The organism is Bradyrhizobium sp. OAE829 (assembly GCF_040546575.1).
Classification (GTDB): domain Bacteria; phylum Pseudomonadota; class Alphaproteobacteria; order Rhizobiales; family Xanthobacteraceae; genus Bradyrhizobium.
The window spans coordinates 6837586-6861612 of sequence record NZ_JBEPOE010000001.1 but is presented as its reverse complement, the minus strand read 5'-3'; the positions used below and the strand labels follow the sequence as shown (position 1 = coordinate 6861612).

The following is a 24027-nucleotide window of genomic DNA, read 5'->3' as shown; positions in this document are numbered from 1 at the left end:
GCATTGCCAAAGCTTTCACTGCCGATGCGTCTCGTCCTACTGGTGGCGGGAACCACGCTGCCGCTGATCATTTTCGCGGCCGGCATCGTTTTCAATAATTACGTCCAGGACCGCAAGGACGCCACGCAGCGCGTGCTCGAAACCGTACGCGGCATCCGCCTCGTGCTCGATGCCGAAATGCAGCGCATGACCGGCGGGCTCCAGGTGCTGTCGCTGACCAACGCGCTGCGGGACCGCGACTTCGACGGTTTCCGGCGCATCGCTACCGGTTTCCTCGAACAATATGGCAGGGACGGCGTGGTGCTGGTGGCGGACCGCGAAGGTCGCCAGCTGTTCTCCTCGGTCACGACCGACACCGCCACCCTTCCGATGCGCAACAACCTCGACCTTGTCGAGAAGGTCTTCGCGACCAAGCGTCCATACTACTCGAACCTGTTCACCGGCGTAGTCAAGAAGAGCCTGATCGTGACGGTCGAAGTGCCGGTCATTCGCGACGGCGAGGTGCTCTACGACATCTCGTTCAGCCCGCCGATCGAGATTTTTCAGGACATGATCGAAAAGCAGCTTCCGGGCAAGGACTGGACGATTTCGATCTTCGACGGCGAAGGCACCAATTTCGCGCGTGTACCGAACCCGCAGAACACCATCGGCCAGCGGGCATCGCCGTCGCTCTATGCGGAGCTGTTCCGCAAACCCGAGGGGACCTTTGCGACCGTGTCGCTCGAAGGCGTGCCGCTGATCACCGGCGTTGCGCGCTCCTCGCTCACCGGCTGGACGGTCGCCGGCGGGATTGCGGAAAGCTCGCTGGTCGCCCCATTGTGGCGCAATCTGGCGATCACCAGCGTGATCGGAGGCGTGCTGTTGCTGGTCGGCCTTGCCTTTGCGGTGCGGATGGCGACGGCGATTGCCCGCGGCGAGATGCTGCACGATCTGCTGATCGACGAGCTCAACCACCGGGTCAAGAATACGCTCGCGATCCTGCAGTCGATCACGACCCAGACCTTCCGCAGCGCCAGTCGGGCCGAGCGCGAGAAATTCGAGGGCCGGCTGGGTGCGCTCGCCGAAGCGCATAACCTGTTGAGCCAGGAGAAATGGCAGGGCTCCGAGTTGCAGGACGTCATCGCACGGGTTCTCAAGCCCTATCTGCTGAGCAATCCGGATCGGGTGCGAATGTTCGGACCGATGGTGCCGCTAACGCCGCGGCTCGCCGTGGTGCTGTCGATGATCGTGCACGAGATCGCGACCAATGCCGCAAAATACGGTGCGCTGTCGAACGACAGCGGAACCGTTGCGCTGAATTGGGAGATCATCGCGCAAAGCGATGGCCGCAAACTTCGGATGATCTGGACTGAATCCGGCGGGCCGCACGTTTCTGCGCCGGTGCAGCGCGGTTTCGGCTCGCGCCTGATCGAACGCAGCGCGCGAGACCAACTCGGCGGCGAAGCCACCGTCGACTTTCTGCCGCGCGGCGTCGTCTGCACGGTGACCGCGGCGCTCGAGCAGGACACTTGAACGGACGGCGATTTCGACCGCGACAAGCCGCCGCGCGTGTTCGACGGGCCTAACCGGCGGATGTCACCGCAGGTGGAGCCGGGATGGGGTTGCCCGCAACCAAAGAGCGACAACGAGTCGCACCGGCCAAGGCGCCGTGCAGTTCGACCGGTCGGGGAGTTTTTACGCTGGCCTATCGGGTCGAAGGCAGCGCTTACTTGATGAGCTTCAGATAAGGCGGCAGCCGCGGGCCTGGTGCGGCCTTGGCGCTTTGCGCAGCCTGAGCATCCGTCACCATCAGGTCGCACAATGCCTTGAGTTCGGAATCCGTCACCCGATGCAGTTCCATCCGAAGCTCGAGAATGGCCAGTGACAGCAATCTCGCGGCCTCCGGGCTGGCCTTATCCATCAGAAACGCCCGGCATTCCTCCAACGTTGCAAGGAGCGACAGCAATCGTTCTTCTGAATGGGCCGCCGGCATTTTGTCAGTTCCCGAGCTTGCAAGGTAGATTGGAGGCGGTCCGGATCGTCGCTTCATGAGCCTCTCCACGAAAAGGCACCAAAATAATTCGGCCGCTGTCACGCAATGGATCGTGTGAGAGCCTGACCTGATGATCCTGAACTTTTACTCAATTGTCCAGCGCGCTATCGATTTGAAAATCGTATCGACCGTGCTGTATTTTTCTAAATATCACGGTTGAGGCGTGCGCACGATACAAGCCACGGGAAGCCTTGGGAGTACACCTGAAGAGGTATTTCATCGGCCCACAACCTGCCACAAATATCCGTAGAAGTACCGGGTACACAGGCGCTACGCGGTAAGTATGCTCCCAAAATCTGTGGCAAGTGAACTCGCGGTGGTTGTAGTTTGTCGAATAGTTTGCCAAATGTAGGAGTGCGGGGTTTTGCTAAATCATGCCCCGGGCGCCAATGGCTGGAGGCAGCCGACGGCGCCGGTATCAGGGTGTTTCCAACACGCAAATGCGATTGGCTACCATCCCGCAATCACTCGATATCCCGTGGTTCTAACGACGAACTCACGACCCTGACGGACTTAACGCGGTAAATGCGGATGAACCCCTGGCTTGATCGCTCAGGGTTTCCCGATCGAAGGACGGTAAAACCAGAATGAAAACATCAGCAGCAAAGAAGATGAAGCAGCGCAGTGCCGGCAAACCCGACATTGAATTGGGCAAGCGGATTCGCCTGCGGCGTGTTGAGCAGAAGATCTCGCAAGCAGAGCTTGGCGACAAGCTCGGCGTCAGCTTCCAGCAGGTCCAGAAGTACGAGAAGGGCGTCAACCGTGTCGGCGCAGCTCGTCTTCAGCAGATCGCTACCGCGCTCGATGTGCCCGTCACCTTCTTCTACGACGGCGACGGCAAGGCGCGTGAGGTCGAGAGCCTGCTGTTCCTCGACAGCGCTTTCAGCCTGCGGTTGTTGCGAGCCTACAGCAAGATCAAGGACCAGACCGTACAACGTCAGCTGGTGTCCTTGATGGAATCGATCGCAGCGAACGAAGACTGATCGGTTGCCTGGTATTTCGCGCGGACCGGGGGCCGGTTCGCGCGAAGAACACGCGTGAAAAAGTGTGCGTCAAAAAAGTGTGCGTCAAAAAAAATACGCCGTGAATAACCACGCCTCCAACAAACCACGCCTTCGATAAATCCACGCCTTCAACAGATTGAACCCGGTTCTGACTCCGTCAGAACCGAAACGGCGCTAGCTTCCGGCGCCGCGCACGCGATCGATCAGTCCCAGCGAATCGTCCGGCAAGCGAACGCCCCGCCAGGCCACGTGCTGGTCCGGCCGCGACAACACCAGACCGTTGCCATCATCGGTGGCAATGTCCGCTCCCTCGACATCGAGCACCCCAAGCGGCACACCTCTCAAGCGAGCCGCCGCCTCGAGCGCCGCGACATCAGCGGCGGAATCGAACCTCAACAGCGTAAACCCCTCGCCCATCGCATCATAAATCGAACTGCCGTCGGCGCGCCGGAAATGTGGCGTGCGGCAGCCCGGAACCGTCGAGGGCGTATAGAGGCTCATCGTGTAGGCCGGATGCTCGGCGCCGTCATAGGCGATGATCGGCGAGCGATCGTAATAGGTGCCGAAGTTGAGGCCGGCGCAGGCATACTGCTGGACGTTGATCTCATAGGTGAGCCGACCGATTTCTTCGCGCACGCGCTCGCCTTCCGGACCCGCCGCCTCGATGTCTGCCGGCACTGACCCTCGGCGGCGAATTTCGGCCTCCGCATGCGACATCGCAAACCGTGACACCTGGCTGGTGATCGGCCAGCGTTCCGCCTCATAGGCGTCGAGGATGGAGGGTGGCGCCCAGCCGCCCAGATGAGCCGCCAGCAGCCACGACAGATTCATGGCGTCCGCAATCCCTGCGTTCATGCCGTAGCCGGCGTAGGGCACCCAGATATGCGCGGCATCGCCGGCGATAAAGGCGCAGCGATCACGAAACTTGCTGGCGATCAGCCGGCGACCGTACCAGTCTTCCTTTGAGAGGATGTCGTAGTTGAAATCATCTTCCACGCCGAGGATGGTGCGCAGACAGGCATCGCGGTCGATCTCGTCGAAACCGCCCTCGCCCGGCTTCATGTAATTATGCACCAGCCAGCGCTCGCGGCCGTCGATCGCATAGACCATGCCCGAGCGGCGCGGGTTGATGGCGCCGGTGCCCCACGCGCGTTCGCTCTGCTGACGATCGATCAGCCGGGGTGCCCGAATGTAGGTCGACTGCACGCGCTGGATCACGGCATCGCCGGACAATTCGGCGCCGATCGCCTTGCGAACGATCGAGCGCGCGCCGTCGCAACCGATCAGGTAACGGCAATTCACGGTCCTGACGGCGCCGGTGTCGAGGTCACGCAAATTGATACGCGCGCTGGTGTCTTCCACCACGACGTCTTCGACCGAGGTCCGGTTGATGATGCGGATGCGCGATTGCGCCGCCGCATGCGCAAACAGGATCGGCTCAAGGAATATCTGGTTGATGCGGTGTGGCGGCTCCGGCGTCGGCCAGTTGCAGTCGGGGCCATCGGTTGCCGTGAAGCGGTCGCGTCGGCAGGGAATGTGAATCCGCGTCAGCTCCTGCCCGGTAAACGAGGTGCGGTAGCTGACGTCGTGCGGATAATCCGCCGGCAACCCGGCATTGCGGATTTTTTCGGCGAGGCCCAGCCGCCGGAAGATCTCCATGGTGCGGGCGGCGACGTGGTTGCATTTCGGCTCCGGCGGCGCCGCAGGTGCCCGCGTTTCCACCACCGTCACGTCGATGCCCCGCCACGCCAGATCGATCGCAAGCGTGAGCCCGACCGGTCCGGCGCCAACGATCAGCACATTGGTGTCATTCATGTCGGACGCTGACCGTGCGCTTGTAAAGGAGCCATTACAAAAGACTTCTTGGCAGTGGACTTCTTGTTATTCGAGTTCGGCGCCGGAGTTCTTGACGATCACGGCCCAGCGCTCGACTTCGGTCTTGATGTAAGCTGCAAAACTGTCCGGTGTCGATGGCGGCAGCGGCTCCAGCGAAAGCTTCACCAGCCTTTCCCGCGTTGGCGCGTCAGCCATGAGCTTCGCCAGTTGCGCCGCCAATGCATCGACGATCGGCCGCGGCGTGCCCGCCGGCGCGACAACGCCCTGCCAGGCGACCAGTTCAAAGCCGGCGAGGCCCGCCTCGGCAAGGGTGGGAATATCAGGCGCAATCGAAACGCGCTTGGGCGTGGTCACGCCGAGCACCCTGACCTTGCCTTCGCGGATCTGCTGCAGCGCCGGCTGCAGGTCCACCACCATGAAGGGGATATGCCCCGCGATCACATCGAGCATCGCCGGCACACTGCCGCGATAGGGCACGTGGCGGACATCGATTCCGGCTGATGACTTCAGCATTTCCGCGCCGAGATGTTGCGGACTTCCATTGCCGGCAGAGCCGTAGCTGAGGCCCGGTTTTGATTTGGCGTAGGCGATGAACTCCGGCAGCGTCTTGGCCGGGATCGCCGGATTGACGATCAGCGCAAAGGGCACGCCGGCCACAAGGCCGATCGGCGCAAAGTCCTTTGTGGGGTCGTAGGGTAATTTCCTGTACAGCGTCTTGTTGATGGCGAGCGTGGTCGAGGTCGCCATCAGCAGCGTGTAGCCGTCGGGCTCGGACTTTGCGACCAGGTCCGCGCCCAGCGTGGTACCAGCCCCCGGCTTGTTCTCGACAATGACGGTCGCATCCAGGCCGCTCCTGAACTGGTCGGTGACAAGCCGGCCAAGCAGGTCGGTTGTTCCGCCCGGCGGATACGGCACGATCATCCTGATCGTCCGGTTGGGATAGGCCGCCTGGGCCTGCGCTGGCGAAACGGCCAGCCAGGCCAGCCCACCGCCGCATCCCGCAATCGCTTCCCGGCGCGTCAGCGGCATGCATTCCTCCCGAGAGAATGACGCTTCTTGCTTCTTGTCTGTTGCGAACCACCATAGCACGCCACGGCAAAAAGGCATGGCAGGATTGGGCGCGATTCCAGACCTTGCCCGGGATCGCCGAACCGTGGCACGACAGCCGAAAACAAGATCGGGTTTTCGGGAGGCGACCATGATGATCCTTCACCACGGCTCGCGCTCGAGCGCATCGCGCCGGGTGCGGCTGTGCCTCGAGGAGAAGGGCATCGCATATGAAGGCCACGTCGTCGATATGGCCGCCATGGAACATCATTCGCCGGAGTATCTGAAGATCAACCCGCTCGGCGTGATCCCGACCCTGATTCATGACGGGCAGCCGCTGCATGAGAGCGGAACCATCTGCGAATATCTCGACGAGACCTTTCCGGATCCGCCGCTGCGGCCGGACACACCCTATCAGCGTGCCGAGATGCGGAATTGGATCCGGCATATCGACGGACTGATCGGCAATCTCATCATCTTCAACTGGCGGCACCATCTGCAGAAGACAGCATCGCAATGGACCGATGCAGAACTGGCGGAAAAGCTGAAGAACATCCCGAGCAAAGAGCGGCAGGAAGCCTGGCTGCGGGTGGCGAGAAAACCTTATACCGAGGAAGAGCGCGACGCCGCGCGGGCCAAGCTGGTGGCACTCCTCGATAAGATGGAAGAGGCGCTGAAGCCTTTCGGCTGGCTCGCCGGCAAGTCTTACTCGATCGCGGACATCGCGGCGGCGCCCTTCGTCAAACGCATCGACGAGGAGATTGCGCCGGATGAAATGACCCCGAAGAAACATCCCCGCGTCGCGGACTGGTGGACTAAACTGCAGGCGCGACCGGCCTATGCGCGCGCCGATTTCGGCCCCTTTGTTACCTCCTGAACCGGACTGGAACCCGACCAATGCTAGACGTTCCCAAAAACATTGAAAAATCCTACGCAGACGGCAAGATCCTGCAGGGCGTCAGCGACGGCGTCGGGGTCATCACCTTCAACAATCCCGAGAAGCGCAACGCCATGTCGCTCGAGATGTGGGAAGGGCTCGGCAGCGCGCTGATCGAATTGCGCGACAATCCCGAAGTCCGCGTCGTGATCATGGCCGGCGCCGGCGACAAGGCGTTCGTCTCGGGCGCCGACATCAGCCAGTTCGAAAAGACCCGCCACAACGCCGAAGCCTCCGAAGAGTACTCAAAACGCAGCGCCGCACAGCGCGCGCTGCTGGCGGATTATCCGAAGCCGACGATCGCCTGCATTCGGGGCTTCTGTCTCGGCGGCGGCATGCAGGTCGCGATGCTGGCCGACATCCGGCTTGCGGCCGACAACAGCCAGTTCGGCATTCCCGCGGCCAAACTCGGCATCGCCTATGGCTATGACGGGCTCAAGCATCTGGTCTCGCTGGTCGGGCCGTCCTGGGCGCGACTCATCATGTACACGGGCATGCGGATCGACTCCGCCGAAGCATTGAGGATCGGGCTCGTCGATCGCGTCCTGCCCGGGCCTGATTTGTGGGACGCGACGATGGAGATCGCGCGCACGATTTCCGGTAACGCGCCGCTCGCGATCAAGGCCGCCAAGATCACCATCGCCGAGGTGCTGAAGGACGAAAGCAAGCGCGACATGAACGCGATCAAGGCGATCGGCACCGCCTGCATGGACAGTGAGGATTTTCGCGAGGGCCGCACTGCGTTCATGGAAAAGCGCAAGCCGCAGTTCAAGGGCAAATAGTAAGCGTAGCCCGGATGAGCGAAGCGACATCCGGGACATCCGCATCAGCGGCCTCGGATTTCGCGGAGTTTATCATCGGGCGCGCATCCGCGCGACCCGTTGGTTCATCCGGGCTACAAACTTCCTACAGCGCCGCCAGCACCGCCTTGGTGATATCCGCGGTGCCGTTGCCGCCGCCGAACTCCATCGGCTTGATTCCGTCCGCATAGGCCTTGTCGACCGCGTGCTCGATGCGCTCGCCGGCCTCGGCGACATTTTCGAGACCGTGCTTGTCGGCGAGCCAGTCGAGCATCATCGCCGCCGAAAGAATCATGGCCGTTGGATTGGCCTTGCCCTGCCCCATGATATCGGGCGCCGTGCCGTGGCAGGGCTGGAACACCGCGTGGCGGTCGCCGATATCCGCCGACGGCGCCATGCCGAGGCCGCCGATCAGGCCGGCGGCAAGGTCGGAAAGAATGTCGCCGAACATGTTCTCCGTCACCATGACGTCGAAATCCCAGGGACGCTTCACCATCATCAGTGAACAGGCATCGACGTAAACCCGCTCGGCCCTGACATCGGGGTGGCGCCTGGCGGCCTCGTCGAACATCCCGCGGAAGAACGCGAACGCCCTGAACACATTTGCCTTGTCGACACAGGTTAGCCCGCCATTCGCCCGCCCGCGCGCCTTGCGGCGTTCGGCGAGACGGAACGAAAACTCGAACAGCCGTTCCGACGTCTTGCGGGTGATGACGAGCGTCTCGCGCGCTTCGGTGTCGGTCACGACGCCCTTGCCCATCGACGCGAACAGGCCTTCGGTGGATTCCCTGATCAGAACAAGATCGATGCCCTTCTGATCGGCGCCGACGATCGGGCTCGGCACGCCCGGAATCAGCCGTGCCGGGCGCACGCCGGCATAGAGATCGAAATGCATGCGCAGTTCGATCTGCGGCGCGATCTCGGTGTTGTCGGGGTAGCGTACCGACGGCAGACCGCAGGCGCCGAGCAGGATGGCGTCGGCTTCTTCGCACAGCCGCACCGTGCTGTCCGGCATCGACTTTCCCGTCGCCAGATAATTATTGGCGCCGGCCGGCGCGTCGGTGAAGCGAAATTTCAGATCCGTCGTCGCCTCGATCTTTCGCAAGACTTCGAGCGCCGGGGCCATCACTTCAGGGCCAATGCCATCGCCGCCGAGTACGGCGATGTGGAGTGCGTTGTTGGCGGACATGGATTTCCTTCACGACGATTGATAGTGAGTTCGTCATGGCCGGGCAAAGCCGTCTGAAAGGACGGCGTCGCTTCCGCTCGCCTTTCCCGGCCATCCACGTCTTCATCGCTGTTTCGAGAAGCAAGACGTGGATGGCCGGGAAAGGCCGGGCATGACGGCAATGTAGTCTACGGCGTCAGCACCGCGCGCCCTACCAGCTTGCCCTTCTGCAAGTCAGTGAGTGCCTCGTTGGCCTTGGCGAGCGGCATTGTCGTTACCGGGATCGGCGCGATCTTCTTGGTGCGGACCAGATCGAGCAATTCCTGGGTTTCGCGCAAATTGCCGACATAACTGCCCTGGATCGTGATGGCCTTGATCGGAATCAGCGGCAGCGCGAAGGTCGCCCCGCCGCCGAACAGGCCGACGATCACGAGCTTGCCGCCCTTGGTCAGACAGTCGAATCCGAGCTGCGTGGTCTGGGCGTTGCCGACGAGGTCGATCACCGCGCGGATCGGACCGCCCGCTTTTTTCTGCAGCTGCTCCAGTGCATCAGCGGCCTTGCCGTCGACGGTCGCAAGTGCGCCGGCCGCCTCGGCGGCTTCGCGTTTGCGCGCGTCGATATCGACCATGATCGCGCCCTTGCCGCCCATCGCCTTTAGCAGCGACAGCGCCATCAGGCCGAGGCCGCCGGCGCCGAAGATCACGATCGGCGTATGCAGGACGTTCTCGACCTTTTTCAGCGCGCTGTAGGTGGTGACACCCGAGCACGCATAGGGCGCGGCGGTGACGGGATCGAGCCCGTTCAGGTTCAACAGATATTTCGGGTGCGGCACCGTCATGTGATCGGCATAGCCGCCGTCGCAATAGACGCCGAGCGAGTTCGGCTTGACGACGCACATGTTCTCGTCGCCGCCGACACAGGTCTCGCATTTGCCGCAGCCGAGCCAGGGATAGACCAGCGTGACGTCGCCGACCTTGAGGCCACCGGTCGCGGCCTTGGCGTCGGGACCGAAGGCCAGGATCTCGCCGACGGTCTCGTGGCCCATCGTGCGCGGCAGCGAGACGCCGCGGTCTTTCAGCGACAGCGGCTTGCGCCCGTGGCCAAGATCGTAGCCGCCTTCCCAGATGTGGAGATCGCTGTGGCAGACGCCGGCGGCCTTCACCTTGATCAACACCTGCGACCCCGTGGGCTCCGGCGTCGGATGATCGACCTCTTTCAGGGGGGCATTGAACTCGGCGACCTGGAAACTCTTCATCGGTTCTCTCCCGTCATTCTTGTTCTTGAGCAGGGCATTTTTCGAACGGACATTTTCTCGGGATGACATTGCCACGTCCATCCGGTCGAGACAAACGCGACCTTCCGATATTCAGATCAGCGGATGATGGCAAGCCACGAACTGCCCCGATGCCACGGCGCGCAGTTCCGGCACCTCGTCGCTGCATCGCTGATCCGCTCTGGGGCAGCGGGTCCGAAAACGGCAGCCGGACGGCGGCGAAATCGGCGATGGCGGCTCGCCCACCGGCACGGTTTCGGCAGGGCGCACGTCAGGATCGGGCACCGGGATCGCCTCGATCAACAGCGCGGTATAGGGGTGCGCCGGTTTTGCGAACAGTTGCTCGGACGGACCGACCTCGCACAACCGCCCGAGATACATCACCGCGACGCGGTCGCTTACCGCCTTCACCACGGCCAGATCATGCGCGATGAACAGCAGGGTCAAGCCATAGCGCGCCTTCATCTCCTCCAGCAAATTCAGGATCTGCGCCCGGATCGAAACGTCGAGCGCGGAGACCGGTTCGTCGCAGACGATGAATTCCGGATTGAGCACCAGTGCGCGCGCAATGCAGATGCGCTGGCATTGCCCGCCGGAGAACTCATGCGGCAGCCGGCCGACCACCAGTGCCGGATCAAGACCAACGGCGCTGAGCGCTTCGTCGACGAGCTGTTGGCGTTTGGCCGCATCCTTGACGCCCGAAATGATCAGCGGCTCGGCGATGATATCGCCGATCCGCCGGCGTGGGTTCAGCGATGCGATCGGGTCCTGGAAGATCAGCTGCACGCGCTGGCGCATCAGGCGCAGCGTATCACCCTGCATCGCCGTGAGGTCCTGGCCGTCGAACAGTACCCGTCCCGATACCGGCCGGCGCAACTGCAGCACCGCGCGGCCGAGCGTCGACTTGCCGCAACCGGATTCGCCGACCAGCCCGAGCGTTTCGCCGCGGGCGATCTGCAGGGAAACGCCGGATACCGCGTGCACAATCTTGTTGCCGACCGGATACTCAACGACGAGGTTATCGACGTCGAGCAGCGGATCGTTTGAAACGGCGGGTAAGGCTTGCTGCATCATGCGCCGGCACCCGCGCTGGCGTCGATCGGACGGAAGCAGGCAAATTGGTGACCGGGCGAGTCGGCTTCCTCAAGCCGCGGCTTCTCGACATGGCATTGGGCCCATGCATAGCGGCAGCGCGGCGAGAACGAACAGCCTTTCAGCGGCCGGGTCGGATCGGGTGGACGGCCCAAGATCGCCGGCAGCGGCGTATGTGGCGCGGCGTCGATCTTTGGAAGCGCGGCAAGCAGCGCCTCGGTATAGGGCATCCGCATTTTCTTGAACAAGGCCGGCGTCGGCGCACGCTCCACCACGCGGCCGGCATACATGACCGCGACTTCGTCGGTGCGGCCGGCGACGACGCCGAGGTCATGGGTGATTATGATCATCGCCATATGCCGGCGGCGCTGCTCGCGCGCCAACAGATCGAGGATCTGGGCCTGGATCGTGACATCGAGCGCGGTGGTCGGCTCGTCCGCTATCAGCAGCTTCGGCTCGCAGGACAGCGCGATCGCGATCGCCACCCGCTGCCGCATGCCGCCCGACAGCTGATGCGGATACTGCATCAGCCGCTGCTCCGGCGCGGGAATGCCGACCGCGGAGAGCAGCTCGATGCTCCGCTTGGTCGCAGCCGCCATGTCCAGCTCGAGGTGCTCCTGCAGCGTCTCGATTAGCTGGGTGCCGATGGTCAGCACCGGATTGAGCGAGGTCATCGGGTCCTGGAACACGACCGCCAGCGACCGGCCGCGCAGCTTACGCAGTTTTTCCGGCGACAGCTGCAGCAGATCCTGCCCATCGAACATCACGCGGCCGGAGAGTTTTGCTTTCTTCGGCAGCAATTGCAGGATCGCGCGCGACAGCATGGTCTTGCCGCAACCGGACTCGCCGACCACCCCGAGCGTCCGACCGGCGCCGACGGTGAGGTCGACACGGTCCACCGCGCGCAGATTGCCGCGCGGCGTCGGCAAATCGACGATGACGTCCTCGACGGAAAGCAACGTACCCTCTGTCACAGCGCGCCCTGACGGGGATCGGTGAGCGCCCGGAGCGTGTCGCCGACCAGGTTAAAGGACAATACGGTCAGGAACATCGCGATGGCCGGAATGAACGCCAGCCGGGGCGCCATCTCGAGACTTTCGCGGCCCTCCCCGATCATGCTGCCCCAGCTCGATATCGGCGGCGGCACGCCGAGGCCCAGGAACGACAGTGAACCTTCGGCCACGATGGTGATGGCGACGGCGAGCAGGAAGAACGCAAACAACGGCAGCATCACGTTGGGCAGCAATTCGCGCAGCAGGATGCGCGTATGCGTCGCGCCAAGCGCCTGTGCCGCGATCACGAATTCGCGGCGCGCCAGTGTCAGCGTTGCCGCCCGCGCCACCCGCATGAAGGCGGGAACGCCTAGCAGGCCGAGAATAAAGGTCAAATGCAGGATCGACTGGCCGAGATAGGCGGTCACGGCCAGCGCCAGGATCAGCGGAGGAAACGCCAGCAGCACATCCATGCTGCCGACCACCACCGATTCGAACCGGCCGCGGAAATAGCCCGCCAGGATGCCGAGCGCGCCGCCGAAGGTGAGCCCGATGATCGGCGCAAACAGTCCCACAATCAGCGATATCCGCGCACCGTAGATCACGCGGGCGAGCTCGTCGCGGCCGAGGCCGTCGGTGCCAAGCCAGTGCTCTGCCGAGAACGGTGCGCGCTTTTCCAGCATGTCCATGTCGGTCGGGCTCGGTAGCGGCAGCACGTCGGCGAAGATCGCTACCGTAAACACGAACATCATCCAGACGATCGCCATCCAGAACAGCGGTCCGAGCCGGCGGCCACGCCGCGCCGGGACTTCCGCAACTGACGCGTCGATGCCGAGTTCAAGCGTGGCCATGGCGGATCCTCGGATCGAGCATGGCGTAGAGCATATCGACGATGAAGTTGATCAGCACAAACCCGGCTCCGACCAGCAGCACCACGCCCTGCAGAATGATGAGGTCGCGCGTGGTAATGGCGCCGACCAGGAGCCGGCCAATTCCCGGCAGCGCAAAAACCGTCTCGACGATGACGGCGCCGCCGATCAATCGCCCGATATTGATTCCGGTGATCGTGACCAGCGTCATCGACGAAGGCTTCAGCGCGTGCACGAACAGGATGCGCGATGCCTTCAGGCCTTTGGCCTTGGCCAGCGCGATATAGTCTTCCTGCAGCGTCGCGATCATGTCGGAGCGAAGCACGCGCATGATGCCGGGCCATTCGGCGAGCGCCAGCGTCAACGCGGGCAGCACCATGAACCGCAGGTTTTTGGCCGGATCTTCGCCGAACGGGACGTAGCCCGTCGCCGGCAGCCAGCGCAACTCCACCGCAAACAGATAGATCAGCAGGATCGCCGACAGGAAAGTCGGCACCGACAGCATGCCGAAGGCGGTGCCGGTCATGAAGCGATCGAACGGACCGCCGCTGCGCGCCGCACAAATGATCGCCAGGGGAACACCGATCGCGAGCGCGATGACCTGGGCCAGGACCATGAGTTCCAGCGAGATCGGAAGCCGCTCGGTAACCGCCTGCAATACGGTTTGTCCGGTGCGGAACGATCGGCCCAGATCGCCCTGGAGGATGTTGCCGAGCCAGCCGAAGTAACGGACCCAGATCGGCTGGTCCAATCCCATTTCCTGGCGAAGGGCTGCGACCTTCTCCGGCGTCGCCTGATCGCCGAGGATCGTGTAGGCGAGATCGCCCGGCAGCAGCGACGCGATCAGAAACGTCAGCAGCGATACCGCGATCAGCACCGGCACGAGATACAGGAGCCTTCGCGCGACGAAACCCAGCATGCGCTGTTATTCCAGCCAGACGCGGGATACGTCGACGATTCCGCTGTACATCTTCGGCAAGCCTTTAACCTTCGCGCTCGACATTGCGTAATAGGTGTTCTGGAAGGTCCAGTACCAGATCGCTTCCTTGTTGATGAGCCGGCTGATGGCGCAGTAATCCTCGGCGCGCTTGGCCTGGTCGGCGGTGACCCGCGCGCGGTCGAGCAGTTGATCGAGTTCCGGGTTCGAATAGTTAGCCAGCGCAACCGGGCTGCCGGTGCGGAAATTGGCATACATCTGCACGTCGGGATCGGCTAGATCGACGATCCGCCATGGCGTGACCTGGAACTGCCGCATGAAGGCACGTGGCGGGATCGTGGCCTGGTCGACCTGCTCGATTTCCATGTTGGCGCCGACCCGTTTCCAGAACTGTTGCAGCACCTGGCCGGTTGCGCGCCCACGCGGCGTCGCCGTGACCAGCATCTTGAACTCGACCGGCTTGCCGTATTCCTTGATCAGCGCCTTCGCCTTCTCGGCGTCTTCGGGAAGCGCACCATCATCCTTGCATTTGACCCAGGAGCCGTCGCCATAGGGGTTGGTGGCGGGCCGGGCCAGGCCATTGGTAAGCGCCTGCGACATCTTCTTGCGATCGAGCGCCATCACCAGCGCCTGGCGCACGCGAACGTCGTCGAACGGCGCGACCTTGGTGTTGAAGGCGGCAACCGCCGCTCCGGAGCCGGCATAGGTATGCACCGTCAGCTTCGGGTCCTTCTGCGCCTTCTGGATATTGTCGGCGTCGGCCTCGTCGTCCCAGATGACGTCAGCTTCGCCGGATTGCAGGCTGGCGAAACGCGACTGCGCGTCCGGCAGCGGCTTCAGGACGATGCGATCGAGATAAACGCGGTCCTTGTCCCAGTAGTCGGGGTTCTTCTCAAGCACCAAGCGGTCGCCCGCGGTCCAGGATTTCAATATGAACGGTCCGGTGCCGACCGGATTGCGGTTGTAGTCGTCTCCCTTGGCTTTCCACGCCGTCGGTGAATGCACGGAATTGTTCCCGCTTGCGAAGCTCACCAGCGACGGCAGGTTCACCGACGGATCCTTCAGATTGTAGACCAGTGTCAGTTCGTCGGTCGCCTCCACGGAATTGACGAACGAAATGTAAAACGCGCAGCGGCACTTGTTGGCCGGATCCTTCTGCCGGTCGAAATTCTCCTTGAAGGCTTTCGCATTGAACGGTGTGCCGTCGTGGAACTTGACTCCGGGCCGCAGCTTGAAGGTCCAGGTCTTGAAATCCTCCGAGGACGACCAGGACAGCGCGAGCTTCGGTTGAACGACGCCCTTGTCATCGAGATAAGTGAGGGTGTCGAAGATCGCCGCAGCCGCCGTCAAGGCGGCCGTATCGTACACGCCGACCTTCAGCGGATCGAAGCCTGCAATATCGAGTTCGAGCCCCATCGTGATGCTGCCGCCCTTCTTCTGGGCGCTGGCGGGAACGGCACACAGCGAGACTGCAAATCCCGCCACAAGAAATAATCGCGCGAGTGCGCTCGCTCGGACCGCAGCTGTCATGGATGCTCCCTCTCGAGGTGTCGTCCGTCCGGTGTTCCGGATCGTCGATGGCTGACGGTAAGATTGTCTGGAATCGCAGTCCCGGGCAAGGCCGTTCGCAAGGCGGGATGAAAAGCCGCAGGCTTGAGCCTTGTTGCCGAAGCGCGATCGCCCTCAACCGCGCGCCGACCTCGGCGGTTTGCCGGCAAAGGCCGCGATTTCGTCTTCCGACAGGCCGGTCTCTTTCAGGTAGGCACGCGTGTGCTCGCCAAGCGTCGACATGCGTTTCGCAGCTGAAACCCTGGCGCCCGACATGCGGAACGGCAGATTGAGGACCTTGAAGCTGCCGCCGCCATCCTGGACCTCCGCCAACGCGCCGCGATGGGCGATCTGCGGATCCTTCAGCGCCTCGGCCACCGTGCGATAGGCCGATGACGGCACGCCGTGCTCATTGAGCGCGACGAGGCACTGCTCGGTCGTCACCGCGCGCGACCACGCCTCGACGCCCTCCATCAGGCTGCCCCAGTTTTCACGGCGATCGGAATATTTCGCAAAGCGCGGGTCGCTGACCCATTCGGGATGACCGATCACCTTCATCAGGCTCTGGAAGGTTTTTTCGCTGGCGATCGCGACCATGACATAACCGTCCGAGGTTTCGATCGGGCCGAACATCGGCCGCTGGGTCGCCTTGACCTCGAACTGCGACCACTGCAATTCGTTCAATGTCAGGCTCAGCATCGATTCCAGCATCGAAACGTCGATGTGCTGGCCCTTTTCGCTTCCCGCGCGCTGATACAGCGCCGCCGAGACCGCGCCGAACGCGTAGACGCCGGTGAGCACGTCGGCATGATAGATGCCGCAATAATCCGGCCGGGTGCGCCCGGGCTGATAGGCCAGATGCGCCATCTCATAGCCGGAGGCAGCATGGATCACCGGCGCATAGGCCGGCAGTTCGGCCGACGGCCCGGTCTGGCCGTAGCCGGAGATCGAGCAGTAGATCAGTTTCGGATTGAGGGCGTGCAGTGAAGCGTAGTCGAGCTTCAGTCGCCGCATCACACCGGGGCGGAAATTCTCGACCAGCACGTCCGCGTTCGCCACCAGCCGGCGCACCGCCTCCACTCCCTCGGGCGATTTCAGATCGAGCACAAGGCTGTTCTTGCCCACATTGAGCTGCCCGAACGCGGTGCTGCAGTGATTCCGAACCGGCGGGCGGGTCCGCATGGTCTCGCCTTCGACGGTTTCGATCTTGATGACCTCGGCGCCCATGTCGGCGAGCATCCGCGTGCAGTGGGGTCCGGCGATCGTGGTTGAGAAATCTATAACGCGCAGGCCGGCGAAGCTCCCTGTCAAATTCCCCTCATCCGCATTATCTATAGTCATGCTCAAAGCTCCCTGGCCTTGCGGCTTCTCGTTCGCCTTTGGTTTTCCAGGCGCGGCATGACCCTAAATTGCGCCGCCACTGCATGGAAGCGTTTCTCCAGGAACCACGGGCTATCTGGCGCATTGCCCAAGATCAAAATTGGACCCTTTCTTGCATAAGTCATAGTTCAGGTTGGTACGAGGGCGTTCCTTGAAGGTCTTATTCGTAACCACGGAAATGGATGACTTCGTCCGGGTGGGCGGTCTTGCCGCCGTTTCCGCCGCCCTGCCCCGGGCGCTGCGCCCGTGGAGCGACGTCCGGATCATGTTGCCCGGCTACCGGGACATCCTCGAACAGTTCACCCACATTGAAATCGTTGGGCAATGCGCGCCTTTGGCCGAGATGCCGGCCTGCTCGCTCGGCCGGGCGTCGACGCGAGACGGCCTGCCAGTTTATGTATTGTTGTGCCCACAACTTTACGACCGGCCAGGTAACCCCTACGGCGACGAATCCGGACGCGACTGGCCGGATAACGACATCCGTTTCGCGCGATTTGCATCTGCCGCGGCCGAACTCGCCGCAGGCAGTCTGGACAAGAATTGGGCAGCGGATCTGGTCCACGCCAATGACTGGCAGGCTGCATTGACACCTGCCTACCTCGCCTGGAAAGGCGTCAAGGTCCCCTCGATCCTGACCATTCACAATCTGGCCTATCAGGGGCTATTCCCGCGGGAGTCGCTGCGGCGGATCGGCGCGCCCGACGCTTCCTTCCACATCGACGGTCTCGAGTTCTACGACCAGATGTCGTTCTTGAAGGGCGGCATCGTTTACGCCTCGCATCTGACCACGGTCAGCGCGACCTACGCAAAAGAGATCACGACGCGCGAGCTTGGCTGCGGGCTCGAGGGCCTGCTGCGGCAACGCTCGGACGCTTCGGAATTGACCGGCATCCTGAACGGCATCGACGAAAGCTGGGATCCGCGCGCCTGCGCACAACTGGCGCAGCAGTTCGGCGCCGGCGATTGGCAAGGCAAGCAAGCCAACGCCGACTACGTCCGCAAGCAGTTTGGTCTTGCGGTATCGCGCGGACCGATCTTCGGTCTGGTCGCCCGTCTCGTGCATCAAAAGGGCATCGACCTCGTTCTGTCCGCCGCCGACGCGATCGTCGAGGCCGGCGGACAAATCGTCGTCACCGGCAGCGGTGAGCCGTATATCGAACAGGCGCTGGTCGATGCGCATCGCCGCAGGCCGGACGCGATCGGCGTCGTCATCGGGTTCAACGATGGACAGGCGCGGCGAATTTTCGCCGGCAGCGATTTCACGCTGATGCCTTCGCGGTTCGAACCGTGCGGACTGAGCCAGATGTATGCGCAGCGGTTCGGATCGCTGCCGATCGGTCACCAGACCGGCGGGCTGGCGGAGACCATCAAGGACGGCGAGACCGGCTTCCTGTTCTCGCAGCCTTCGGCGGAGTCCTTCCTTGGCGGCGTGCGCCGCGCGTTCGATGCCTTCATGGCGAAAGACCGCCTCGACCTGATGCGCCGCAGCGCCATGGCGCGGTCCTTTAGCTGGGATCTTTCGGCCTCGCTCTATAACGCGCTGTATCGCAAGACGGTAGGCTCGCACGCCGGTGCCTGAGCGCGACTGCCGGCGGCGCTGTTGACCATACGGCGCGTGATCAGCCCCGACGCCCGATAGTCGGCCCCCGGAAGCACCTTCCCGCCGCAAACCCTGCACCGGACCGCGCCACTCCCGGAGGGGGCCGGGCGACACCGTCGCAGCAGGTGCTCATCTGGTTCAAACCACTTTTTTAGGTGGCGCGCTCGAACCGCCTTCCATCTGGCATCGTCGAACTCATGTGCGAACCATTCCGGTTTCGCCGAACCGAGAAATGGAGAGTTTAGATGTCGATGAAGTCGAAATTGTCTTTGGCCGCTCTCGCCGGCCTCGTTGCGATCAGCGCTCTGGCAACCACCAGCGCCAACGCTTTTTCTCCGCTGCGGATGTGTGACGAAACCTCGCCGAGGCTGGGTTGTGGAAGTGGCTGGTTCTACCAGGAGGAGGCCCGCTCCAAGCGTCTGCCAACGCCCCCGCGTCACCAGGCCTTCGGTAGCCGCGAAGATGCCATGCTCAGTGCTGGCGGCGGCGGCGGTGGTGGCGGCGGTGGTGGCGGCGGCGGTGGCCGATAAGCTGCACTGACCCCTATTACGAGTAAGACGCCGCCGGGGTGACCCGGCGGCGCTTCGTGCTTCAACGCCGCGATGAAGACTGCTTGATCTGGGCGACGGCGGACCGCTCAGGTCACCGCTGTCCGCTTCGGTTCGACAATCTCGAACATGCGCGGGAATTCATCCATCAGCATCATCAGTTCGCCAAGCCGCATCGGATTGCCGCTGACCTTGATCGCGCCGCTGCCCACCGCGTCCGGAAACGTCGTCAGCCTGGCGATCACTTCGTCGAGCACGCTGCGCGCCAGCGTGAACGTCGCATCGGCATCCGCCGCCTGTGCGCCCGCCACGTAAGTCAGCGCGCTGTTCTCCAGATTGAGCACGAAGTTTTCGTTGGTGTCCGTAAATTGCCAATTCAGCACGATACGCTTGCCTTCGGCCTTGGGGCCGTTGAGGCGCACGCCGAGCACGTCCCACAGCTGCCCGGTACGCAGCGCGGCCAGCGTTTCGCGCGGCATCGCCGCGCGTGCCGGCACCTTCGGCATGCCCAGCCGCAATTCCTGCGCGCCGAACAGATAGGCGTTGCGCCAGGTCGAGCTTTCCGAGGCATAACCGAGCTGCTCGAACGTATCGGCCAGCATCGCGCGCGCGGCCTGATTGTCCGGATCGGCAAAGACCAGATGGCTGACGGCCTGCGCCACAAAACGAAACTCGCCCTTGGCGAAGTCTTTTCGGGCGCGATCGAGGATCGCCTCCGCACCGCCCATATACTCGACATATTTCCGGCCGGATTCGACCGGCGGCAACGGATCGAGATTGACGGGATTGGCGTCGTACCAGCCGAGATATTTCTGGTAGATCGCCTTCACATTGTGCCTGATATGGCCGTAGTAACCGCGCCCGTGCCAGGCGCCGTCGAGGCTCGCCGGCAGTTCGATCGTCTCGGCGATTTCGGCCGCGGTGAGGCCGTGGTTCATCAGACGAATGGTCTGGTCATGCGCGAACTTATAGAGATCACGCTGCTGGCGGATCATGGTGTCGATCCGCTCATCGCCCCACACCGGCCAATGGTGCTGGCCGCACATCGCATCGGCCTTGCCGCCCCACATCTGCAGCGCCTCGCCTAGATATTTCGACCAGGCCAGCGCGTCGCGGACGTCGGCGCCGCGGAACGGCAGCAGATTGTGGAAATTATGCGTGCAGTTCTCCGCGAGATTCAAAAGCTTGTAGCGCGGAATGAAGAAATGCATCTCCGCCGGCGCCTCGGAGTTCGGCGCCATCTGGAATTCAAACTCGAGCCCGTCGATGGTGCGCTTATCGCCGGTTGCGATGATCAGGTCGGTCGGGCGCAACAGCGCAACCGATCCCACCGCCATCGACTTGCCGAGACCGCAATCGACCTGCCCGTGCACGCCCTTGGCCAGCAGCGGCCCGAACTGATATTGCGCCCGGCGCAGCATCGCGGGCCCGGCGATGATGTTTTCGGAGACTGCGTGCTCCATGAAGAAATTCGGCGCTAATATCGGCACCCGGCCGCTTGAGAGCGTTTCGTCATCGAGCACGCCGCGCGCCCCACCCCAATGGTCGGTGTGGGTATGGGTGAAGATCACGGCCATGACCGGGCGTTTGCCCCGGTGCTGGAAGTACAATTCCATCGCGGCGCGGGCGCCTTCGATCGAGGTCAGGGTGTCCACAACGATCACGCCCGTGTCGCCCTCGATCAGGGTCATGTTGGCGATGTCGAGCCCGCGCACCTGATAGACGCCTGATACCACCTCGAACAGGCCGTGATGCATGTTGAGGCGCGACTGCCGCCACAGGCTCGGATCCACGGTCGCGGGCGCTTCCTCGGCCGAAAGAAAGCCATAGTGCTCGAGGCTCCAGACCACCCTGCCCTGCGGCGAGGTCACCTTCGCGTTTTCGATCGTGCCGAGGAATCCCCGCGCCGCATCGTCGAAATCGCGCGTGTCCGAAAACGGCAGCGCCTTGAGCGTTGCCGCGTGCTGCGCAATGACCGGCGCGGAAGCCTGCTTGGGAGTTTCCTTGCGCGCTTCCGCACTTGTTGTTTGGGTCATACTCGTTCACTCCCTCGCGCCGTAATAGAAACCGGGAACAGCCTCAGCGGAACTCCAACCCTTCGAAGTCACCATTGCTGCGCCACGTGTCGATATATTTGAAATAGGCCAGCGGGCCTGCGGGATGGCCGACATTCAGCTTGGCCGCCGGGCCGGGTTCGCGCCCCTCATTGTTGTAATAGCCGGGGGTGCAGTCCGGCGCGCCGATCATCCGCCCGGCGCCGGTCAACAGCAGCTCGACCCATTTGTCCTCGGCCTCTCTGGTGACTTCGATCTGCCTAAAGCCGTTTTGCTGTGCGTGCCTGACCATGACGGCGATAGTCTTTGCGGCTTCGGTCAAATTATGCGGCACGTTGGAGATCAGGTTTGCGCCCTGCGTCGGCTGCACGAAGAAGGCGTTCGGAAAACCGTGGACGTGAATCCCGTGCTTGGATCGCATCCCCCCGGCCCAATGCTCCGACAGCTTGACCCCGCTCCGGCCCGCCATGTCGAAGCCGGATCGCCGCTTGTATTCGGTGCCGACCTCGAAACCCGACGCGTAGATGATGCAATCGAGCTGGTATTCCCTGCCCGCGACGACGACACCCTTCTCGGTGATTTCATCCACGCCCTTGCCGTCGGTATCGACCAGGTGCGTGCCCGGCGTGTTGAACGCCTGCAGATAGGAATCGTGGAAGCATGGCCGCTTGCAGAGCTGGCGGTACCAGGCCTTGAGCTTTGCCGCGGTCTCGCGGTCGCCGACGATGGCGTCGATCCTCGATCGGATCTCCTCCATCTTCTCGAAGTCGGAGTCCTCAAACGCGGCCAACATCTTGGCCGGAACCCGCTCCTCGCGCGGCAGCTGCATGATCTTGGCCCGGATCCGCCGCGACAGGTCGGTCCAGCCATCCTGGACCAGATCTTCCTCGGCGTTGCCGCCGGCCTGGTTGGCCGTGAAGTTTTCCAGCCAGCGCTGCTGCCAGCCGGGCGACGCAATCCCCGAAAACCATTTGGGATCGATCGGCGCGTTGGCACGGACGTCGACGGAGGACGGCGTGCGCTGGAACACGTAGAGTTCTTTGGCGGCGCGGACCAGATGCGGCACGCACTGCACGGACGTCGCCCCGGTACCGATGATGCCGACGCGCTTGTCGGCAAGTTTGTCCATGCGCGCGCCCGAGGGATCGCCGCCGGTGTAATCGTAATCCCAGCGGCTGGTGTGGAACGAATGTCCCTTGAAGGCCTCGATGCCCGAAATGCCCGGAAGTTTCGGCACGTGCAGCGGCCCCGTACCCATGCCGACGAACTGCGCCGTGAAGGCATCGCCGCGGTTGGTGGTGACGATCCAGCGCGAGTGCGCTTCATCCCATTTCAGATCGGTGACCTCTGTATGGAACAACGCGTTGTCATAGAGGCCGTACTGCTTTCCGATGCGCCGGCAATGCGCGAGAATTTCCGGCGCGTGCGCGTATTTCTCTGATGGCATGTGCCCGGTCTCTTCGAGCAGGGGCATATAGACCATCGAGGCCGTATCGCATTGCGCGCCGGGATAGCGGTTCCAGTACCAAGTGCCGCCGAAATCGCCGCCCTTCTCGATGATGCGGACGTCTTTGACTCCGGCTTCCGTCAGCCGCGCGGCGGTGGCAAGGCCCGCAAAGCCGCCGCCGATGAAAGCGAAGGTGACGTGGTCGGTCCTGGGATCGCGCGGGGTGACGGGCGTGTAGGGATCGTCCAGATAATGCGCGAGCTGTCCCTTGACCTCGATGTACTGGTCATTGCCGTCGGGACGGAGCCGCTTGTTGCGCTCCTCCATATACTTCGCCCGCAGCTGCTCCTTGTCGAAAGCGCGGCTGCGCAGGTTTTGCGGTTCTGCCGTGACCGTCATCCGAAATTGCCTCTGATCTGCTGCCGATATTCCCGTAGCCGACACGCAGTAAGCGTCCGCACGGCGAAAAGATCAACCGGGCGAAAAAGGCGTCAGTGCTGCGCCCAGAGATAGGCTGCGGTCGCGGCGACCCCGAGCGCGGTTCGCACGGCGTGCAGCCCTCCCCAATGCACGATCAGACGGCGCGACTCCGGGCCGGCATCGGCGGCGGCGATGGCGTTCAGCCTGCGGTTCGTCGGCATGATGCCGAACAACGTGTAGGGCCAGTTGGCCAGCATAAGAATGGCACCGACGGTCCAGCGCCAATCGCCGGTCTGCCACGCCGCGATCAATCCCAAAATTCCCGATATCACCGCGCAGCTCGCCTGCATCGCAAAGCCGCGCGCATAGCTGGGTTTCCATTGCGTCAGCAGGCTCCTGTCATCGAGCAGCAGACGCGCCGGCTGTTCAGCGAAATTGATGAAGAAGGCCGCGCCGGCGAAGGCGGCGGCGACGACGGTGGCCAGTTGTCCGATCAGCATCATCACGCACTCCCATATTGACAATATATTGTCATTTCGTATACTCATTGCCAATGAGAAGCAAGCCACATACGCCAGCCGGACAGGCCCTGACCGGGCTGATCCTTGCCATATTCCGGCTCAACGGTCGGCTGCTGCTGGCCGGCGACCGGCTGGTCGCCGGTCTCGAGCTCACCAGCGCGCGCTGGCAGGTGCTGGGCGCCATTGCGCTGGCCGAGCGGCCGCAGCCCGTGGCGTGGCTGGCGCGCAACATGGGCCTCAACCGTCAGGGTGTTCAGCGCATCGTCAACGAAATGCGGGATGAGGGCCTGCTCGAGCTGCAGCCCAACCCGCATCACCGCCGCGCGCATCTGGTCGTGCTGACCAAGCGGGGGAAAGAGGCGTTTGAGGCTGCGACAAAACTTCAGGTGCCGTGGGTTAATGCGCTCGCCGAAGGCGTCAGCCTGAAGGATCTTGCGACCACGCAGAGGGTGGTTGCGGAACTATGCGAGAGGCTGGAAGCAGGGTTGAGTGAGGATACTGGCTAGCGAGGGCGGATAAAC

Annotated in this window: 21 protein-coding genes; 7 read left to right on the top strand and 14 right to left on the bottom strand. The window is 63.0% G+C overall.

All coding sequences use genetic code 11. The features are described 5' to 3' along the window. Positions 1 to 3 precede the first annotated feature (3 nt). Positions 4 to 1512 carry a sensor histidine kinase gene (locus ABIE49_RS32920; RefSeq protein ID WP_192734825.1) on the top strand — a complete coding sequence of 503 codons (1509 nt, stop codon included), beginning with the start codon at positions 4 to 6 and terminating at the stop codon, positions 1510 to 1512. 193 nt (positions 1513 to 1705) lie between these two features. On the opposite strand, the gene ABIE49_RS32915 is transcribed toward ABIE49_RS32920, so the two are convergent. Then, a complete protein-coding gene (locus ABIE49_RS32915; protein ID WP_192734826.1) occupies positions 1706 to 1972 on the bottom strand; it encodes a hypothetical protein in 267 nt (88 codons plus the stop codon). Between the two features lie 647 nt (positions 1973 to 2619). Here ABIE49_RS32915 and ABIE49_RS32910 point away from each other — a divergent pair. Continuing rightward, a complete protein-coding gene (locus ABIE49_RS32910; protein WP_192734827.1) occupies positions 2620 to 3015 on the top strand; it encodes a helix-turn-helix domain-containing protein in 396 nt (131 codons plus the stop codon). 195 nt (positions 3016 to 3210) lie between these two features. On the opposite strand, the gene ABIE49_RS32905 is transcribed toward ABIE49_RS32910, so the two are convergent. Beyond that, positions 3211 to 4851 carry an FAD-dependent oxidoreductase gene (locus ABIE49_RS32905; RefSeq protein WP_192734828.1) on the bottom strand — a complete coding sequence of 547 codons (1641 nt, stop codon included), beginning with the start codon at positions 4849 to 4851 and terminating at the stop codon, positions 3211 to 3213. A gap of 66 nt (positions 4852 to 4917) precedes the next feature. Then, entirely contained in the window at positions 4918 to 5901 is a 984-nt protein-coding gene (locus ABIE49_RS32900; RefSeq protein WP_192734829.1) for a Bug family tripartite tricarboxylate transporter substrate binding protein, read from the bottom strand. A 169-nt stretch (positions 5902 to 6070) separates the two neighbouring features. Here ABIE49_RS32900 and ABIE49_RS32895 point away from each other — a divergent pair, with 169 nt between their 5' ends. Continuing rightward, positions 6071 to 6796, top strand: coding sequence for a glutathione S-transferase family protein (locus tag ABIE49_RS32895; RefSeq protein WP_210337179.1), 726 nt, complete (start codon positions 6071 to 6073; stop codon positions 6794 to 6796). A gap of 20 nt (positions 6797 to 6816) precedes the next feature. Continuing rightward, complete coding sequence (locus tag ABIE49_RS32890; RefSeq protein ID WP_192734830.1) at positions 6817 to 7638, top strand: enoyl-CoA hydratase; 822 nt, start codon at positions 6817 to 6819, stop codon at positions 7636 to 7638. Positions 7639 to 7762: 124 nt separating this feature from the next. Here ABIE49_RS32890 and ABIE49_RS32885 read toward each other — a convergent pair whose 3' ends face one another. The 8 genes from ABIE49_RS32885 to ABIE49_RS32850 form a co-directional block, all read right to left on the bottom strand. Next, entirely contained in the window at positions 7763 to 8845 is a 1083-nt protein-coding gene (locus tag ABIE49_RS32885) for an isocitrate/isopropylmalate dehydrogenase family protein (RefSeq protein ID WP_192734831.1), read from the bottom strand. Between the two features lie 167 nt (positions 8846 to 9012). Next, positions 9013 to 10080 carry an alcohol dehydrogenase gene (locus ABIE49_RS32880; RefSeq protein ID WP_192734832.1) on the bottom strand — a complete coding sequence of 356 codons (1068 nt, stop codon included), beginning with the start codon at positions 10078 to 10080 and terminating at the stop codon, positions 9013 to 9015. 111 nt (positions 10081 to 10191) lie between these two features. Next, complete coding sequence (locus ABIE49_RS32875) at positions 10192 to 11172, bottom strand: ABC transporter ATP-binding protein (protein ID WP_192734833.1); 981 nt, start codon at positions 11170 to 11172, stop codon at positions 10192 to 10194. Continuing rightward, on the bottom strand, positions 11169 to 12149 hold the full coding sequence (locus tag ABIE49_RS32870; protein WP_210337180.1) for an ABC transporter ATP-binding protein: 981 nt from the start codon (positions 12147 to 12149) through the stop codon (positions 11169 to 11171). The genes ABIE49_RS32875 and ABIE49_RS32870 overlap by 4 nt, the downstream gene beginning before the upstream one ends. An 11-nt stretch (positions 12150 to 12160) precedes the next feature. Continuing rightward, a complete protein-coding gene (locus ABIE49_RS32865; RefSeq protein WP_192734835.1) occupies positions 12161 to 13033 on the bottom strand; it encodes an ABC transporter permease in 873 nt (290 codons plus the stop codon). Continuing rightward, entirely contained in the window at positions 13020 to 13970 is a 951-nt protein-coding gene (locus ABIE49_RS32860; RefSeq protein ID WP_192734836.1) for an ABC transporter permease, read from the bottom strand. The genes ABIE49_RS32865 and ABIE49_RS32860 overlap by 14 nt, the downstream gene beginning before the upstream one ends. A 6-nt stretch (positions 13971 to 13976) precedes the next feature. Then, positions 13977 to 15518, bottom strand: a complete 1542-nt coding sequence (locus tag ABIE49_RS32855; protein WP_192734837.1) for an ABC transporter substrate-binding protein — start codon at positions 15516 to 15518, stop codon at positions 13977 to 13979. 153 nt (positions 15519 to 15671) lie between these two features. Continuing rightward, entirely contained in the window at positions 15672 to 16877 is a 1206-nt protein-coding gene (locus tag ABIE49_RS32850; RefSeq protein WP_192734838.1) for a CaiB/BaiF CoA transferase family protein, read from the bottom strand. A 190-nt stretch (positions 16878 to 17067) separates the two neighbouring features. Here ABIE49_RS32850 and glgA point away from each other — a divergent pair, with 190 nt between their 5' ends. Both glgA and ABIE49_RS32840 read left to right on the top strand, forming a co-directional pair. Next, entirely contained in the window at positions 17068 to 18495 is a 1428-nt protein-coding gene (gene glgA, locus ABIE49_RS32845) for a glycogen synthase GlgA (protein ID WP_192734839.1), read from the top strand. 266 nt (positions 18496 to 18761) lie between these two features. Next, positions 18762 to 19046 (top strand): hypothetical protein, encoded by a 285-nt coding sequence (locus ABIE49_RS32840; protein WP_354067113.1) that lies wholly within the window; start codon positions 18762 to 18764, stop codon positions 19044 to 19046. Between the two features lie 107 nt (positions 19047 to 19153). Here the strand turns inward: ABIE49_RS32840 and ABIE49_RS32835 are convergent, their stop codons facing one another. The 3 genes from ABIE49_RS32835 to ABIE49_RS32825 all read right to left on the bottom strand — a co-directional run bounded on the left by ABIE49_RS32835 (position 19154) and on the right by ABIE49_RS32825 (position 23485). Continuing rightward, entirely contained in the window at positions 19154 to 21100 is a 1947-nt protein-coding gene (locus ABIE49_RS32835; RefSeq protein WP_192734840.1) for an alkyl/aryl-sulfatase, read from the bottom strand. A 43-nt stretch (positions 21101 to 21143) separates the two neighbouring features. After that, on the bottom strand, positions 21144 to 22964 hold the full coding sequence (locus tag ABIE49_RS32830; protein WP_192734841.1) for a flavin-containing monooxygenase: 1821 nt from the start codon (positions 22962 to 22964) through the stop codon (positions 21144 to 21146). A gap of 92 nt (positions 22965 to 23056) precedes the next feature. Next, positions 23057 to 23485 carry an anthrone oxygenase family protein gene (locus ABIE49_RS32825; RefSeq protein ID WP_192735220.1) on the bottom strand — a complete coding sequence of 143 codons (429 nt, stop codon included), beginning with the start codon at positions 23483 to 23485 and terminating at the stop codon, positions 23057 to 23059. Positions 23486 to 23538: 53 nt separating this feature from the next. Here ABIE49_RS32825 and ABIE49_RS32820 point away from each other — a divergent pair, with 53 nt between their 5' ends. Further along, a complete protein-coding gene (locus tag ABIE49_RS32820) occupies positions 23539 to 24012 on the top strand; it encodes a MarR family winged helix-turn-helix transcriptional regulator (protein ID WP_192734842.1) in 474 nt (157 codons plus the stop codon). Positions 24013 to 24027: the final 15 nt, after the last annotated feature.

Coding starts and splice junctions, on each gene's coding strand:
- ABIE49_RS32915 (WP_192734826.1), bottom strand. CDS start 1,972: ATGCCGGCGGCCCATTCAGAAGAACGATTGCTGTCGCTCCTTGCAACG.
- ABIE49_RS32910 (WP_192734827.1), top strand. CDS start 2,620: ATGAAAACATCAGCAGCAAAGAAGATGAAGCAGCGCAGTGCCGGCAAA.
- ABIE49_RS32905 (WP_192734828.1), bottom strand. CDS start 4,851: ATGAATGACACCAATGTGCTGATCGTTGGCGCCGGACCGGTCGGGCTC.
- ABIE49_RS32900 (WP_192734829.1), bottom strand. CDS start 5,901: ATGCCGCTGACGCGCCGGGAAGCGATTGCGGGATGCGGCGGTGGGCTG.
- ABIE49_RS32895 (WP_210337179.1), top strand. CDS start 6,071: ATGATGATCCTTCACCACGGCTCGCGCTCGAGCGCATCGCGCCGGGTG.
- ABIE49_RS32890 (WP_192734830.1), top strand. CDS start 6,817: ATGCTAGACGTTCCCAAAAACATTGAAAAATCCTACGCAGACGGCAAG.
- ABIE49_RS32885 (WP_192734831.1), bottom strand. CDS start 8,845: ATGTCCGCCAACAACGCACTCCACATCGCCGTACTCGGCGGCGATGGC.
- ABIE49_RS32880 (WP_192734832.1), bottom strand. CDS start 10,080: ATGAAGAGTTTCCAGGTCGCCGAGTTCAATGCCCCCCTGAAAGAGGTC.
- ABIE49_RS32875 (WP_192734833.1), bottom strand. CDS start 11,172: ATGATGCAGCAAGCCTTACCCGCCGTTTCAAACGATCCGCTGCTCGAC.
- ABIE49_RS32865 (WP_192734835.1), bottom strand. CDS start 13,033: ATGGCCACGCTTGAACTCGGCATCGACGCGTCAGTTGCGGAAGTCCCG.
- ABIE49_RS32860 (WP_192734836.1), bottom strand. CDS start 13,970: ATGCTGGGTTTCGTCGCGCGAAGGCTCCTGTATCTCGTGCCGGTGCTG.
- ABIE49_RS32855 (WP_192734837.1), bottom strand. CDS start 15,518: ATGACAGCTGCGGTCCGAGCGAGCGCACTCGCGCGATTATTTCTTGTG.
- ABIE49_RS32850 (WP_192734838.1), bottom strand. CDS start 16,877: ATGACTATAGATAATGCGGATGAGGGGAATTTGACAGGGAGCTTCGCC.
- ABIE49_RS32840 (WP_354067113.1), top strand. CDS start 18,762: ATGTCGATGAAGTCGAAATTGTCTTTGGCCGCTCTCGCCGGCCTCGTT.
- ABIE49_RS32835 (WP_192734840.1), bottom strand. CDS start 21,100: ATGACCCAAACAACAAGTGCGGAAGCGCGCAAGGAAACTCCCAAGCAG.
- ABIE49_RS32830 (WP_192734841.1), bottom strand. CDS start 22,964: ATGACGGTCACGGCAGAACCGCAAAACCTGCGCAGCCGCGCTTTCGAC.
- ABIE49_RS32825 (WP_192735220.1), bottom strand. CDS start 23,485: ATGCTGATCGGACAACTGGCCACCGTCGTCGCCGCCGCCTTCGCCGGC.
- ABIE49_RS32820 (WP_192734842.1), top strand. CDS start 23,539: ATGAGAAGCAAGCCACATACGCCAGCCGGACAGGCCCTGACCGGGCTG.